The sequence below is a fragment of the Rhodococcus sp. BE178 genome (genome assembly GCF_050433545.1).
Classification (GTDB): Bacteria; Actinomycetota; Actinomycetes; order Mycobacteriales; family Mycobacteriaceae; genus Prescottella.
The window spans coordinates 824,493-837,161 of sequence record NZ_JBNPXA010000001.1; the positions used below are offsets into that span (position 1 = coordinate 824,493).

Sequence of the window (12,669 nt, forward strand, 5' to 3'; positions counted from 1 at the left end):
ACCTCATTCCCCGGTCATGGACTGCGTCGGAGAATGGAGCTTGTCGAGACTCTTCCCGTCGCCGAGGTACATGTGCACACCGCACGGCAGGCAGGGATCGAAGCTGCGCACGGTACGCATGATGTCGATGCCCTTGAAGTCGTCACGGCCGTTCTCCTCGTAGATCGGCAGATCCGTCACCGCGTCCTCGTACGGACCCGGGACCCCTTCGGCATCACGCGGACTCGCGTTCCAGGGCGTGGGCGGGTACGGGTGGTAGTTCGCGATCTTGCCGTCCCGGATCACCATGTGGTGCGACAGCACCCCGCGCACCGCCTCGGTGAAGCCGCAGCCGATGCCCTCGTCGGGCACCTCGAACGACTCCCACGTCTTGGTGCGGCCGGCGTTGATCTCGACGAGCGCCTTGCGCGCGAAGTGCAGGGCCATCGCGGCCGCGTACGCTTGGAAGTAGGTGCGCGCCCGGTTGCGCTCGATCGTGTTGCTCCACTGCGGGATCCGCCACTCGAAGCTGGCCGGGCCCTTCAGCGCCGTCTTCGGGAAGTCGATCTTGACGCTGTGCCCGGTGGCCATGACCTCGTCGGTCTCGACCATCCCGGCCAGCGCGGTGGACCACATCCGGGCCAGGGCACCGCCGCCGGTGTCGAGCGCGAGATTGCTCTTGCCGTCGAACCACCGCGGCGACATCACCCAGCTGTACTTGTCCTCGAGGTCGCGCTTCTGCGGCTTGGGATTGGTGTGCTGGTTCCACGGGTGGCGACGGTCCACGGGATTGCCCAGCGGATCGGTGCTGACGAACATCTCCTGGTCGGACCAGTCGTCGTAGTACGACGACCCCAGCATGATGCGGATGCCCAGGTTGATGTCGACGAGGTCCGTCGTCACCAGCTTGTTGTCCACGATCACGCCCGGGGTGACGAACATCTTCCGACCCCAGTCCGTCATGTCCTTGTACGCGAAATTGCACACCTCGGGATCCTGGAAGGCACCCCAGCACCCGAGCATCACCCGACGCTCGCCGACGTGCTCGTAACCCGGCAGCGCCTCGTAGAAGAAGTCGAACAGGTCGTCGTGCATGGGCACGACCTTCTTCATGAACTCGATGTAGCGCATCAGGCGCGTGGTGTAGTCGGTGATCAACTGCACCGTCGCGACCGTCCCCACTCCGCCGGGATACAGCGTCGACGGGTGGACGTGCCGACCCTCCATGAGGCAGAACATCTCTCGGGTCAGCCGACTGACCTGGAGCGCCTCCCGGTAGAAGTCGCCGGTGAACGGGTTGAGCGCCCGCATGATGTCGGCGATGCTCCGGTAGCCGTGCTCGTCGGCGTGCGGCGCCGGGGTGTTCTCGGCCTGGGCGAGCACACCGGGATTGGTCTCGGACACCATCTTCTCGCAGTAGTCCACCGCGACCAGGTTCTCCTGGAAGATGTTGTGGTCGAACATGTACTCCGCGGCCTCGCCGAGATTGGCGATCCATTCCCCCAGATGCGGCGGCTGGACCCCGTACGCCATGTTCTGGGTGTAACACGAGCAGGTCGCGTGATTGTCGCCGCAGATCCCGCAGATCCGGCTGGTGATGAAGTGTGCGTCGCGCGGATCCTTACCCTTCATGAACAGCGAGTAGCCGCGGAAGATCGACGACGTGCTGTGGCACTCGGCGACGGTCTTGTTCTTGAAGTCGACCTTGGTGTAGATCCCGAGACTGCCGACGATGCGGGTGATGGGATCCCAGGCCATCTCGACGAGGCCCTTGTCGTCGGTCGCCCCCTGTTTCGGCTCGGGCACGGTTGAAGTCATCGAGATGCCTCTTTTCCCTCGGCGATCGCGTGTGTTCGCGCTACCAGGTGCGGACGGCCCCCGTCCTGAGCAGGCGCCCTGGCGCGCGCCAATGCGGTTCCTTCTCGAGCGTCCTGCCGGTGACGTTGCGCAGCGTGCGGATCACCGATCCGTACACCTCGGACACCGAACTCGAGAGAATGCCGCCTGGGGGTTCGTCCATGAACGGCATGAACTTGTCCGGGAAGCCCGGCATCGTGCATCCGATGCAGATGCCGCCCACGTTGGGACAGCCACCGATGCCGGCCATCCAACCACGCTTGGGCACATTGCATTTCACGACCGGACCCCAGCATCCGAGCTTGACGATGCATTTGGGTGAGCCGTACTCGGTCGCGAAGTCACCCTGTTCGTAGTAGCCGGCGCGATCACAGCCCTCGTGCACCGTCTGCCCGAACAGCCACTGCGGCCGGAGCTGTTCGTCGAGCGGGATCATCGGTGCCTGCTCGGTCACCTGGTACAGCAGGTAGGTCAGGGTCTCGGACAGGTTGTCCGGCTGGATCGGGCAGCCCGGCACGCACACGATCGGCAGGCCCGCCTTGGACTTCCAGTCCCACCCGAGGTAGTCGGGGACGCCCATCGCCCCGGTCGGATTGCCGGCCATCGCATGGATACCGCCGTAGCAGGCGCACGTGCCGGCCGCGACGATCGCCGTCGCCTTCGGCGCGAGCCGGTCGAGCCACTCGCTCGTCGTGACGGGCTGCCCGGTCTCCGGGTTGTTGCCGAATCCGCACCAGTAGCCCTCGTCGTGCAGGTTCTCGTTCGGGATCGAACCCTCGACGACGAGCACGAACGGCTCCAACTCTCCGCGGTCGGCCTTCCAGAACCATTCGAGGAAGTCGTCGGCGCCGCCCTCGGGCCCGCACTCGAAGTCGATCAACGGCCAGTGCACGGCGATCTTGGGCAGTCCCGGCAGTGCGCCGAAGACGATCTCCTCGACGCTCGGCTGGGTGGCGGCGGTGAGCGCGACGGAGTCACCGTCGCAGCTGAGCCCCGCATTGATCCACAGGACGTGGATGATCCCCTCGTCCGTCTCGTCGGCCTTGGCGTGCTCTGGCTTCTTCGCAGCTTTGGTCGGTGTCGACATGTCGGCCACTCCCCGGGGCTCACCCGCCCCTGCGTCACCGGAGTCGACCCTCGGCCCACTTGCGTGACGCCCACCACAATTAAGGCGCGGACCGGGAGATATGTCAACGGCAGATGGTCATCCCAGCCGACGCTCGGCGATCCACCGGTACCACCGGTCCATCCCCTCGCCGCTGGTCGCGGACAGATTCACAACCTGCACACCGGGATTCACCGATCTTGCGTTCCGTTCGCACACCGCAGGGTCGAACGAGACATACGGGAGCAGGTCGGTCTTGTTGACGATCACGAGGTCGGCGACCGCGAAGATGTGCGGGTACTTCAACGGCTTGTCGTCGCCCTCCGTCACCGATATTAGGACAACCTTACCTTGCTCGCCAAGGTCGAACAGGGCGGGGCACACCAGATTTCCGACATTCTCCACGAACACCAGCGACTCGTTCGCGGGACGCAGCGTGTCGAGCGCGCCGCGCATCATCTCGGCGTCGAGGTGGCATCCCGAGCCCGTATTCACCTGTACCACAGAACATCCCGTGGCCCGGATGCGTTCGGCGTCGAGCAGTGTCTCCTGATCGCCCTCGATCACCGAGACCGGACCGGTATCCGACAGGTCTCGCACTGTGCGCTCGAGCAGCGTGGTCTTTCCCGAGCCGGGCGAGCTCATCAGATTGAACGCGAGCACCCCGCGCTCGGTGAGCCACGCGCGGTTCTCCTCCGCGAGGACGTCGTTCTTGGCCAGGATCTTCTCTTCGAGCGTGATCGTCTCGGTCCCGGTCGGCTCGTGCGAGTGGCCGTGCCCGTGCGCATGGCCGTGACCGTGTTCGTGTTCGTGTTCGTGTTCGTGCGCATGCTCGCGAGGGTCCACGCCGGGGACACTGATCCGGGTTCCGGCCGTCCCGCCGGCCTCGTCGACCTTGCCGCAGCCACACGTTGCACACATGGTTCAACCCACTTCCATCGACATGATCCGCAGTTCACGGCCCGAGAGGACCTCGACGTCGGCGCTGCCGCACGGACACAGCAGAACCAGATCGCGCAGGGGGAAGTCCGTGTCACAGCCGCGGCAGTGCGCCAGTCCGGGAGGCTCCTCGATATCGAGGCGGGCGCCCTCGGCGACCGTCCCCTCCGTGACCAGTTCGAAGCAGAACTGCATCGCATCGGGCACCACCGCGCACAGGCAACCGACCTGCAGTCGGATGCTGCGCACGTCGCGGTCGCCGGCGCGCTCGCACACCGCGTCGACGACACTCTGGGTGATTGCCATCTCGTGCATCACGGGTCCCCTCCGGACGGAGGCTGTCCGAAGTCACGATAGGCCGCACCCGCGACCGGCAACAGGGGATTCGGTGAAGCGACGTCAGCTCGCGTCGTGCTCGTGGAAGTGGGTGGCCCCGATGGTGTGCAGCAGCTCGTGCACGGTGTCGTCGACCAGGCGGTAGCGGACGGTGCGGCCGGACCGCTCGGCCGACACCCAGCCCTGTTGCCGCAACAGACGCAGCGCGTGGGACACCGCGGTGCCCGTCATCCCAAGGGCCACCGCGAGATCGGTGACGCAGATGTCGGGGGCGTGGTGCAGGCACAGCAGCAGCCGCAGCCGGTTGGGGTCGGAGAGCAGCTCGAAGCGGTTGGCCCACGCTCCGATGTCCGGCGTCTCGAGCGCCAGCGCCGCGCGGCGGGCGTGATCCGGGTCGATAGCGGGAATCTCGGGCACGGCCTCAGTGTAGGTCTGCTGATCCCGATCGCGACCTAACGTAGGGGGGTGGTCATGCAGCAGGCAGTCAACCCCGTCGACGGTGTCGGGATCGCGTATCGGGTGATCGGCGACGGGCCACCGTTGGTGCTGGCGCACGGCACCGCGCTGTCCAGTGCGATCTGGCGCGCGTTCGGATACGTCAAGGCCCTGCGCGATCGGTACCAGCTGATCCTGCCGGACATGCGCGGCCACGGCCGCAGCGATACCCCGCACGACGCGGACTCGTACGCGATGGACCTGGTGGTGGGCGACATCGTCGCGGTGCTCGACGCGTTGGGTCACGACCGGGCCCATTACCTGGGCTACTCGTTCGGCGGACGCGTCGGGCTCTCGCTCGCGGTGAGCGCCCCCGACCGCCTGCGCACCCTCACCGTCGGCGGCGGCAGTTCCCGTCCACAGGCCGGTTCGTTCGACAAACTGTTCTTCCCTGGTTGCATCGATGTCCTCGACCACGAGGGCATGACGGCCTTCCTCGATCAGTGGAACGCGTACCGCCCCTGGCCGCTGGACGCCGCTACTCGGGCCGCGTTCAACGCGAACGACACCCGCGCGCTGGTGGCGTACCTGCGCCGGTCCGAGACCGAGCCCGGCGTCCCCGACGCGGCACTCGAAACACTCGACCTGCCGACACTGCTGTTCGTCGGGTCGGAGGACCGTCCGCGGCTGTCCGACACGAAGAAGCTGGCGTCGCTCATTCCGGGGTCGCGGCTGGCGGTCATTCCCGGCTTCGACCACGCCACCACCGTCGCGGCCTCACCGGAGGTGCTGGCGGTGGTGAAGCCGTTCCTCGAGGAGTACTGATCGGCGCGCCTGCGACAAGAGCCTCAGCGACTGAAGGCACCCTCGAGCCGGTTGCGTGACCCCGGGTGGATCAGCCGGGCAGCACTGACCAGACCCCGTTCGGACCAGGTTCGCCGCCGGATCAGCAGGCACGGCTCACCGCGGTCGATCTGCAACAGACGGCACTCCTCCGGGCTGGCGAGGACGGCCTCGACGACATGCTCACCGCGCACGAGCGGCGCGACCCGGCTTAGGTAGTCGTTGGGGGTGATGGCGGTGAAGTCCTGGTCGAGATAGTCGGGCGCCTCGACGGGATTCACCAACCGGTCCTCCACCTGGATCGGAGTCTCGTCCTCATAGTGCACGAGGACCGAGTGAAACACCCTGGCACCGACCGCATCCCGTAGGAATACCTGCGAGTGGTCGGTCTCCTCTTCGCGCACGAAAATCACCTCGGTGCGGTGCCGGTGACCACGCTCCTGGATCTCGTCCGCGATGTTCTTCACCTCGAACAGTGGTGACGGGGTCTTGGTGCTGGCGACGAACGTGCCGATGCCCATCATCCGCACGATCAGGCCGTCGCCCGTCAGCTCGCGCAACGCGCGGTTGATCGTCATCCGGGACAGCCCCAGTGCGTTGACGAACTGGTTCTCGGACGGCAACTGGTCGCCTTCCGACCAACGGCCCGAACGGATCTGCTCGGCCACCAGCTTCTTGACCCGCTCGTAGGCGGGCACGGACTCGCCGCCGGCCTCGTCGAACAGCGCGGCAAGTTCCGCGTCGACGTCAACCACTGCCATCCGCTGCCCCTGTATCTCGAGAAGTCCCAACGCTCCGTCGGTCGACTCGGCCCACGAAGTCTACCGACCAGTGTGCGGCCGAAACGGTGTGCCTGGTCATCGACTCGTCGTCACCCGAGCGTCGTCCATGATGTCGATCCGGTATGTCCGGGCGCGGTCGAGGATGGCCTCGGCCGCGCGCAGGCGGGGAAGATAGCTTCCGTCGATACTGTCGGTGCGGTTGGCGAGGAGTTCCCTGGCACCTCGTACCTCCTCCGGGCTGGGCGCGAACCCGGTGTTGATCGTGCCGATGTGGTCCGGCTTCACACACAGCATGCCGCCCATCCCGGTTGCAAGGGATCGGCGGCAGTAGCTGCGCAGTCCGCCCACTTCGGCGGCGAGTGACGGTCCGTCGATCGGCGCGGGAAGTCCGGCCGATCGACTCGCCAGGACGAGGTGCGCCCGCGCCCCCATGACCGTTGCCGAATCGTCCGTCGCGGCCGTGTCGTGGCGGAAGTCGCCGCTGCCGAATGCCAAGCGGGTCACCGAGTTCGCGCGCGCGATCGATACCGCGTCCAGCACCCCGGTCGCCGACTCGACCAGAGCGATCAGGCCCCCGTCGAAGTCGCCCAGTTCGGCCGAGGTCGCGTCGATCTGCGCCGCGGACTCGGCCTTCGCCAGCACGACCCCGAGAATCCCCGGACACCGAGCCGCGAATTCGAGGTCCACGCTCCAATCCGCGGTGGTGGCCGCGTTCACACGGATCCATGCCTTCCCGCCCCTCGTGGCCCAGTCGTGGATCTCGTCGCGGGCACGGGACCTGTCCTCGGGGGCGACACCGTCCTCGAGATCGAGAATGACGGCGTCGGGGCCATGCCCTCGAATCGTGTCTTCGAGTTCGTGCGTACCTGTTCCGGGCACCAGCAGCCACGAACGCGCGTCTCGTGAAGAGACCGCTCCGGCGGGCTCACTGGTACTGCGGGAGTTCACGGTAGTGATGGCTTTTCCTCTCGTGGATGGGGAGCGTGTCGGCTCTCCGGCTCTCAACCGACCATCCGCCGCAACTGACGGGACGCGACGGACAGGGCGGCGAGGTCGCGCTGATCGGATCCCGAGATCTCCGCGAGTGTGTTGCGCGCCCGACGCAGACGGGACTCGTTGCGCTCCTCCCAATCTCCGATCATCCGGTCGGTGTCGTCGCCCGGAACCGCATGCGCGAGGACGTCCAGGGTCAGGGCCCGTGCGCTGTCGTACAGCTCGTCACGCAGCGCCAGGCGGGCCAGCGCATCCCATCGGCTCGCCTTGCCGAGCGCGGAGACCCCGTTGAGGAGAGGAACAAGACCGACCCGCTCGCACAGCCGGAAGTAGAGTTCACCCGCGACGGCCAGGTCGCACTCGGCCAGGTCCGCGATCTCGACGACGTCGAGCAGCCCGAACCGGTCGAGAGCCAACTCCACGTCCCGGACCAGGTCTTCGGGGGCGCCGCGCTCGGCGATCGCGCGCGTGCGGTCGCGCAGGTTGGTGCGGTCGGCGCCCACCAGCCATTCCTCGAGATGCGCCGACGCGTCCTCGATCCGGTCCCGGAACCGCGTGATCTCCGCGCCCACCGCGAGCGGCTGAGGTCGCCGGTGCAGCATCCAGCGGGACGCCCGGTCGAGCAGTCGGCGGGTGACGAGCACGAGTTCGTCGGCGACCTCGCTTGGAACGTCGGCGCCGGCGATCCTGGACCACAGGTCGGGCAGCCCGAACACCTCGCTGACCACTCCGAACGCGCGGACGGAGTCGTCCGCCGTCGCGCCCACCTCCTCGGCGAGCCGGAAGACGTAGGAGATACCGCCGCGGTCGACGACGTCGTTGGTCAGTGCCGTCGCGACGATCTCGCGGCGCAGCGGGTGCCGGTCGACGGCCGCCTCGTGATCGCGACGAAGCGGCTGCGGGAAGTACTCGCGAAGAATCGGCAGGTACACGTCGTGGTCGACCAGTTCGCCGGCCAGCAGGGCACCCTTGAGATCGAGCTTGACGTGCGCCATGAGGGTCGCCAGTTCCGGAGCCGACAGGCCGTCGCCGGACCGCTGCAGCGCGGCGAGCGTCTTGGCGTCGGGCAGCACCTCGAGCGCGCGATCGAGCGCCCCGGCGGCTTCGAGTGCCTTGATCTGACGCGCGTGCACGCCCACCATCTCCGACGCGTCCGTGAGGGCGACGCCCATCGCCTCGTTCTGGGAGACGTTGTCCGCCAACACCAGCGCGGCGACCTCGTCGGTCATCTCGGCCAGCAGGCGCGGCCGCACCTCGGCGTCGAGGGTGCCGTCCCCGACCAGGTCGTCGAGCAGGATCTTGATGTTGACCTCGTGGTCGGAGCAGTCCACACCGGCCGAGTTGTCGAGCGCGTCGGTGCCCACCCGTCCGCCCGTGCGAGCGAGCTCGATCCGGGCCGCCTGCGTCAGGCCGAGGTTGCCGCCCTCGCCCACGACCCGGGCCCGCAGATCGCATCCGTCCACGCGCACAACGTCGTTCGCCTTGTCCCCCGCGTCGGCGTGCGACTCGGTCGAGGCCTTGACGTACGTGCCGATTCCGCCGTTCCACAGCAGGTCGACCGGAGCACACAGGATCGCCCGGATCAGCTCGGGCGGCGTCATTTCCGTGACGCCCGGATCCAGACCGAGCACCCGGCGGACGGCGTCGCCGATCGGCACGGACTTGGCGCCGCGCTCCCACACACCGCCGCCCGGACCGATCAGTGACCGGTCGTAGTCGGCCCACGACGACCGCGGCAACGCGAACAGCCGCTCCCGCTCCGCGTACGACAGTTCGGGGTCGGGATCGGGGTCGAGGAACACGTGCCTGTGGTCGAACGCGGCCACGAGCCGAATGTGCCTGCTGCACAGCATGCCGTTGCCGAAGACGTCCCCGCTCATGTCGCCGATGCCGACCGCGGTGAAATCCTGCCGCTGGCAGTCGACACCCAGTTCCCGGAAGCGGCGTTTGACGCTCTCCCACGCGCCGCGAGCGGTGATGCCCATCGCCTTGTGGTCGTATCCCACCGAACCACCGGATGCGAAGGCGTCACCGAGCCAGAAGTCGTACTCGGCCGCAACCGCGTTCGCGATGTCCGAGAACGACGCCGTTCCCTTGTCGGCGGCCACCACGAGGTAAGTGTCGTCGGCGTCGTGCCGGACGACACCCGGTGCCGGCACGACCGCCCCGGTGCCCCGGTCGATGTTGTCCGTGAGGTCGAGCAGGCCGCGGATGAACATGCGGTAGCCCGCCACGCCCGCCTCTCGCTGTGCCGCCCGGTCGGCCTCGACGTCACCGGTGGGCACCGGCGGCCTGCGCAGCACGAAACCGCCCTTGGCGCCGACCGGCACGATCACGGCGTTCTTCACCGCCTGTGCCTTCACCAATCCCAGCACCTCGGTGCGGAAGTCCTCACGACGGTCGGACCACCGCAGGCCCCCTCGGGCGACGGACCCGAACCGCATGTGCACCCCCGCGACGGCCGGCGAGTACACGAAGATCTCGTGCCGGGGCCGAGGCTCGGGCAGTTCCACGATGTTGCGCGAGTCCAACTTGAGCGCCAGGGTCTTGCGCGCGGGAGCCGCGAAGTGGTTGGTGCGCACGGTGTTGCGAACGGTGTCGAGGAGAGCGCGGAAGATGCGATCCTCGTCGAGGCCCGGCACCAGCTCGATCGACGCGGACACCTCGGCGGCCGCCGCCCCACCTCCGTCGTTCGATGCCGTATCCGGGTCGAATCGCTCCGTGAAGAACCTGACCAGACCGGCCGCGATGGACGGGTGACGACACAGTGCGTCCGCGACATACGCGCTGCTGTAGGGCAATCCGCCCTGACGCAGATACTCGACGTACGCGCGCAGCACCGTGACCTCACGCCAGCGCAGGCCCGCCCGGGCCACCAGTTCGTTCAGCCGGTCCGCCTCGGCGTCGCCCCGCCACAGGGCCTCGGCGGCCGCGCCGAACCGGGCCGCGAACTCGTCGAACCCGTCGGCCGGGGCGATCGGGTACCGGACGGTGAACTCGTACACCCAGCACGGCATGTCCGCCGGCGAGGCCAGCGCGTACGGCCGCTCGTCCAGCACCTCCACGCCGAGGCTCTGCAGCAGCGGCATCAGGTCGCCCAGCGACGCCGGATGCCCGCCGACGTACAACGACAGTCGGTGCGTACCGCGCGCCGTCGTGTCGGGCACGATGCGTGCCCGCGCCGCTCCGTCGGTGAGCCCGGCGAGGATGTCGAGGTCGATGCGCGCGCGCTCGGGGGTGATGTCCTGCTTGTACCCGGCGGGAAGGCCGGAGACGAATCGCGCGAGATGCTCACGCGCTGCGGGGTCCGCGTCGGCGAGCACACGCTCGTCCCAACTGCGGAAGACTCGGGCGAGAGCGTCGTCGATCTCGCGGGGGTTCGGCATCGGATCGGTCTGGGTGGAGACGGTGTTCATCTGGGAACCTTCCGCCGGGCGCCACGCTGCACCCGACTGGTCGTCGTGTCCGTTCAACTGGTCGAACATCTCGCGATGTCGGGGGCGGCACTGCAGGGTGCCCCTTGACATCAGCTTGTATAGACAGGAATATACAAGTCATAGTTGCAGAACGTGAGCCAGCGCACAACAGCTACGCCCACACGGACACGGACGACAACGGCGTCGGACCGCGACCGCGTGACACGACCCGCGCCCTCACCGCCCGATCACTAGGAGTTATCCGATGGACATCACCTCACCCGGCCACGAGGCCCGCCCGGTCAGCGCCCCCCGCGGCTCCGAGCTGAACACCCTCGGGTGGCAGCAGGAGGGCGCCCTGCGCATGCTCATGAACAACCTCGACCCCGAGGTTGCCGAGCACCCCGACAACCTGGTCGTCTACGGAGGCACCGGCCGCGCCGCCCGCAGCTGGGCCGCGTTCGACGCCATGGTCGCCACCCTGAAGACGCTGAAGAACGACGAGACCATGCTGGTCCAGTCCGGCAAGCCGGTCGGCGTCTTCCGCACCAACGAGTGGGCGCCGCGCGTGCTGCTCGCGAACTCCAATCTCGTCGGCGACTGGGCCAACTGGGAGCAGTTCCGCAAGCTCGAGGCCGAGGGCCTGATGATGTACGGCCAGATGACCGCCGGGTCCTGGATCTACATCGGCACCCAGGGCATCCTGCAGGGCACCTACGAGACGTTCGGCGCGATCGCCCGCAAGCGCTTCGACGGCACCCTCGCCGGCACCATCACCCTCACCGCCGGCATGGGCGGCATGGGTGGCGCGCAGCCACTGGCCGTCACCATGAACGAGGGTGTCGCGATCTGCGTCGACTGCGACGTCACCCGCATCGACCGCCGCATCGCCCACAAGTACCTCGACACCAAGGCCGACAGCATCGAGCACGCGCTGCAGCTGGCCACCGAGGCCCGTGACGCGCGCAAGCCGCTGTCGATCGGCCTGGTCGGCAACGCCGCCGAGATCTTCCCGGCGCTGCTGGAGATGGACGCGCCGATCGACATCGTCACCGACCAGACGTCGGCGCACGACCCGCTGTCCTACCTGCCGATCGGCGTCGACATCGCCGACATGAAGGATCTGGCCGCGAAGGATCCGGAGAAGTTCACCGAGGACTCGCGCAAGGCGATGGCCGCGCACGTCGAGGCCATGGTCGGCTTCATGGACAAGGGCGCCGAGGTCTTCGACTACGGCAACTCCATCCGCGACGAGGCCCGCAAGGCCGGCTACGACCGCGCGTTCGAGTTCCCCGGCTTCGTCCCGGCCTACATCCGCCCGCTGTTCGAGGAGGGCCTCGGCCCGTTCCGCTGGGCCGCGCTGTCGGGCGACCCCAAGGACATCGCCGCGACCGACAAGGCGATACTCGAGCTGTTCCCCGAGAACGAGCACCTCAAGCGCTGGATCGAGATGGCCGGCGAGAAGGTCGCCTTCGAGGGCCTGCCCGCCCGCATCTGCTGGCTCGGATACGGCGAGCGCCACAAGGCCGGCCTGAAGTTCAACGAGATGGTCGCCAGCGGCGAGCTGTCGGCGCCGATCGCCATCGGCCGTGACCACCTCGACTCGGGTTCCGTCGCCTCCCCGTACCGCGAGACCGAGTCCATGAAGGACGGCTCCGACGCGATCGCCGACTGGCCGCTGCTCAACGCCCTCGTGAACACCGCCTCCGGCGCGTCCTGGGTGTCGATCCACCACGGCGGTGGCGTCGGCATGGGCCGCTCGATCCACGCCGGCCAGGTGTGCATCGCCGACGGCACCGAGCTGGCCGCGAAGAAGATCGAGGCCGTGCTCACCAACGATCCGGGCATGGGCGTCATCCGCCATGCCGACGCCGGCTACGAGCACGCCATCGACACCGCGCGTGAGCGCGGCGTCCGGATTCCGATGTCCGAGAACAACTGACCGAGAACAACTGACCGGGAACAACTGATCCCCACACCTGAA

Annotated in this window: 10 protein-coding genes; 2 read left to right on the top strand and 8 right to left on the bottom strand. The window is 67.8% G+C overall.

What is annotated here, in order from left to right; all coding sequences use genetic code 11:
• Positions 1 to 3: 3 nt before the first annotated feature.
• The 5 genes from J2X34_RS03840 to J2X34_RS03860 all read right to left on the bottom strand — a co-directional run bounded on the left by J2X34_RS03840 (position 4) and on the right by J2X34_RS03860 (position 4,633).
• Positions 4 to 1,797, bottom strand: a complete 1,794-nt coding sequence (locus J2X34_RS03840) for a nickel-dependent hydrogenase large subunit (protein ID WP_429516146.1) — start codon at positions 1,795 to 1,797, stop codon at positions 4 to 6.
• Positions 1,798 to 1,837: 40 nt separating this feature from the next.
• The gene (locus tag J2X34_RS03845; RefSeq protein WP_429516147.1) at positions 1,838 to 2,923 is read right to left on the bottom strand and encodes a hydrogenase expression protein HypE; all 1,086 of its coding nucleotides are present in this window, start codon (positions 2,921 to 2,923) and stop codon (positions 1,838 to 1,840) included.
• 117 nt (positions 2,924 to 3,040) lie between these two features.
• Positions 3,041 to 3,862, bottom strand: coding sequence for a hydrogenase nickel incorporation protein HypB (hypB, locus tag J2X34_RS03850; RefSeq protein WP_429516148.1), 822 nt, complete (start codon positions 3,860 to 3,862; stop codon positions 3,041 to 3,043).
• A 3-nt stretch (positions 3,863 to 3,865) separates the two neighbouring features.
• Complete coding sequence (locus J2X34_RS03855) at positions 3,866 to 4,195, bottom strand: hydrogenase maturation nickel metallochaperone HypA (RefSeq protein ID WP_114724366.1); 330 nt, start codon at positions 4,193 to 4,195, stop codon at positions 3,866 to 3,868.
• A gap of 84 nt (positions 4,196 to 4,279) precedes the next feature.
• A complete protein-coding gene (locus J2X34_RS03860) occupies positions 4,280 to 4,633 on the bottom strand; it encodes an ArsR/SmtB family transcription factor (RefSeq protein ID WP_114724344.1) in 354 nt (117 codons plus the stop codon).
• 54 nt (positions 4,634 to 4,687) lie between these two features.
• Between J2X34_RS03860 and J2X34_RS03865 the strand changes: the two genes are divergently transcribed.
• Positions 4,688 to 5,476 (top strand): alpha/beta fold hydrolase, encoded by a 789-nt coding sequence (locus J2X34_RS03865; protein WP_429516149.1) that lies wholly within the window; start codon positions 4,688 to 4,690, stop codon positions 5,474 to 5,476.
• Between the two features lie 23 nt (positions 5,477 to 5,499).
• On the opposite strand, the gene hutC is transcribed toward J2X34_RS03865, so the two are convergent.
• The 3 genes from hutC to J2X34_RS03880 form a co-directional block, all read right to left on the bottom strand.
• Positions 5,500 to 6,255 carry a histidine utilization repressor gene (hutC, locus tag J2X34_RS03870; RefSeq protein ID WP_114724346.1) on the bottom strand — a complete coding sequence of 252 codons (756 nt, stop codon included), beginning with the start codon at positions 6,253 to 6,255 and terminating at the stop codon, positions 5,500 to 5,502.
• A 96-nt stretch (positions 6,256 to 6,351) separates the two neighbouring features.
• On the bottom strand, positions 6,352 to 7,224 hold the full coding sequence (locus tag J2X34_RS03875) for an HpcH/HpaI aldolase/citrate lyase family protein (RefSeq protein WP_114724347.1): 873 nt from the start codon (positions 7,222 to 7,224) through the stop codon (positions 6,352 to 6,354).
• A 53-nt stretch (positions 7,225 to 7,277) separates the two neighbouring features.
• Positions 7,278 to 10,685: an NAD-glutamate dehydrogenase domain-containing protein gene (locus J2X34_RS03880; protein ID WP_114724367.1), complete on the bottom strand. Its 3,408-nt coding sequence runs from the start codon at positions 10,683 to 10,685 to the stop codon at positions 7,278 to 7,280.
• Positions 10,686 to 10,950: 265 nt separating this feature from the next.
• Here J2X34_RS03880 and hutU point away from each other — a divergent pair, with 265 nt between their 5' ends.
• The gene (gene hutU / locus J2X34_RS03885) at positions 10,951 to 12,627 is read left to right on the top strand and encodes a urocanate hydratase (RefSeq protein WP_114724348.1); all 1,677 of its coding nucleotides are present in this window, start codon (positions 10,951 to 10,953) and stop codon (positions 12,625 to 12,627) included.
• Positions 12,628 to 12,669: the final 42 nt, after the last annotated feature.

Excerpts from the sequence above, each read along its gene's own strand:
- J2X34_RS03855 (WP_114724366.1), bottom strand. The coding sequence starts at position 4,195 with ATGCACGAGATGGCAATCACCCAGAGTGTCGTCGACGCGGTGTGCGAG.
- J2X34_RS03840 (WP_429516146.1), bottom strand. The coding sequence starts at position 1,797 with ATGACTTCAACCGTGCCCGAGCCGAAACAGGGGGCGACCGACGACAAG.
- J2X34_RS03865 (WP_429516149.1), top strand. The coding sequence starts at position 4,688 with ATGCAGCAGGCAGTCAACCCCGTCGACGGTGTCGGGATCGCGTATCGG.
- J2X34_RS03880 (WP_114724367.1), bottom strand. The coding sequence starts at position 10,685 with ATGAACACCGTCTCCACCCAGACCGATCCGATGCCGAACCCCCGCGAG.
- hutU (WP_114724348.1), top strand. The coding sequence starts at position 10,951 with ATGGACATCACCTCACCCGGCCACGAGGCCCGCCCGGTCAGCGCCCCC.
- J2X34_RS03845 (WP_429516147.1), bottom strand. The coding sequence starts at position 2,923 with ATGTCGACACCGACCAAAGCTGCGAAGAAGCCAGAGCACGCCAAGGCC.
- hutC (WP_114724346.1), bottom strand. The coding sequence starts at position 6,255 with ATGGCAGTGGTTGACGTCGACGCGGAACTTGCCGCGCTGTTCGACGAG.
- hypB (WP_429516148.1), bottom strand. The coding sequence starts at position 3,862 with ATGTGTGCAACGTGTGGCTGCGGCAAGGTCGACGAGGCCGGCGGGACG.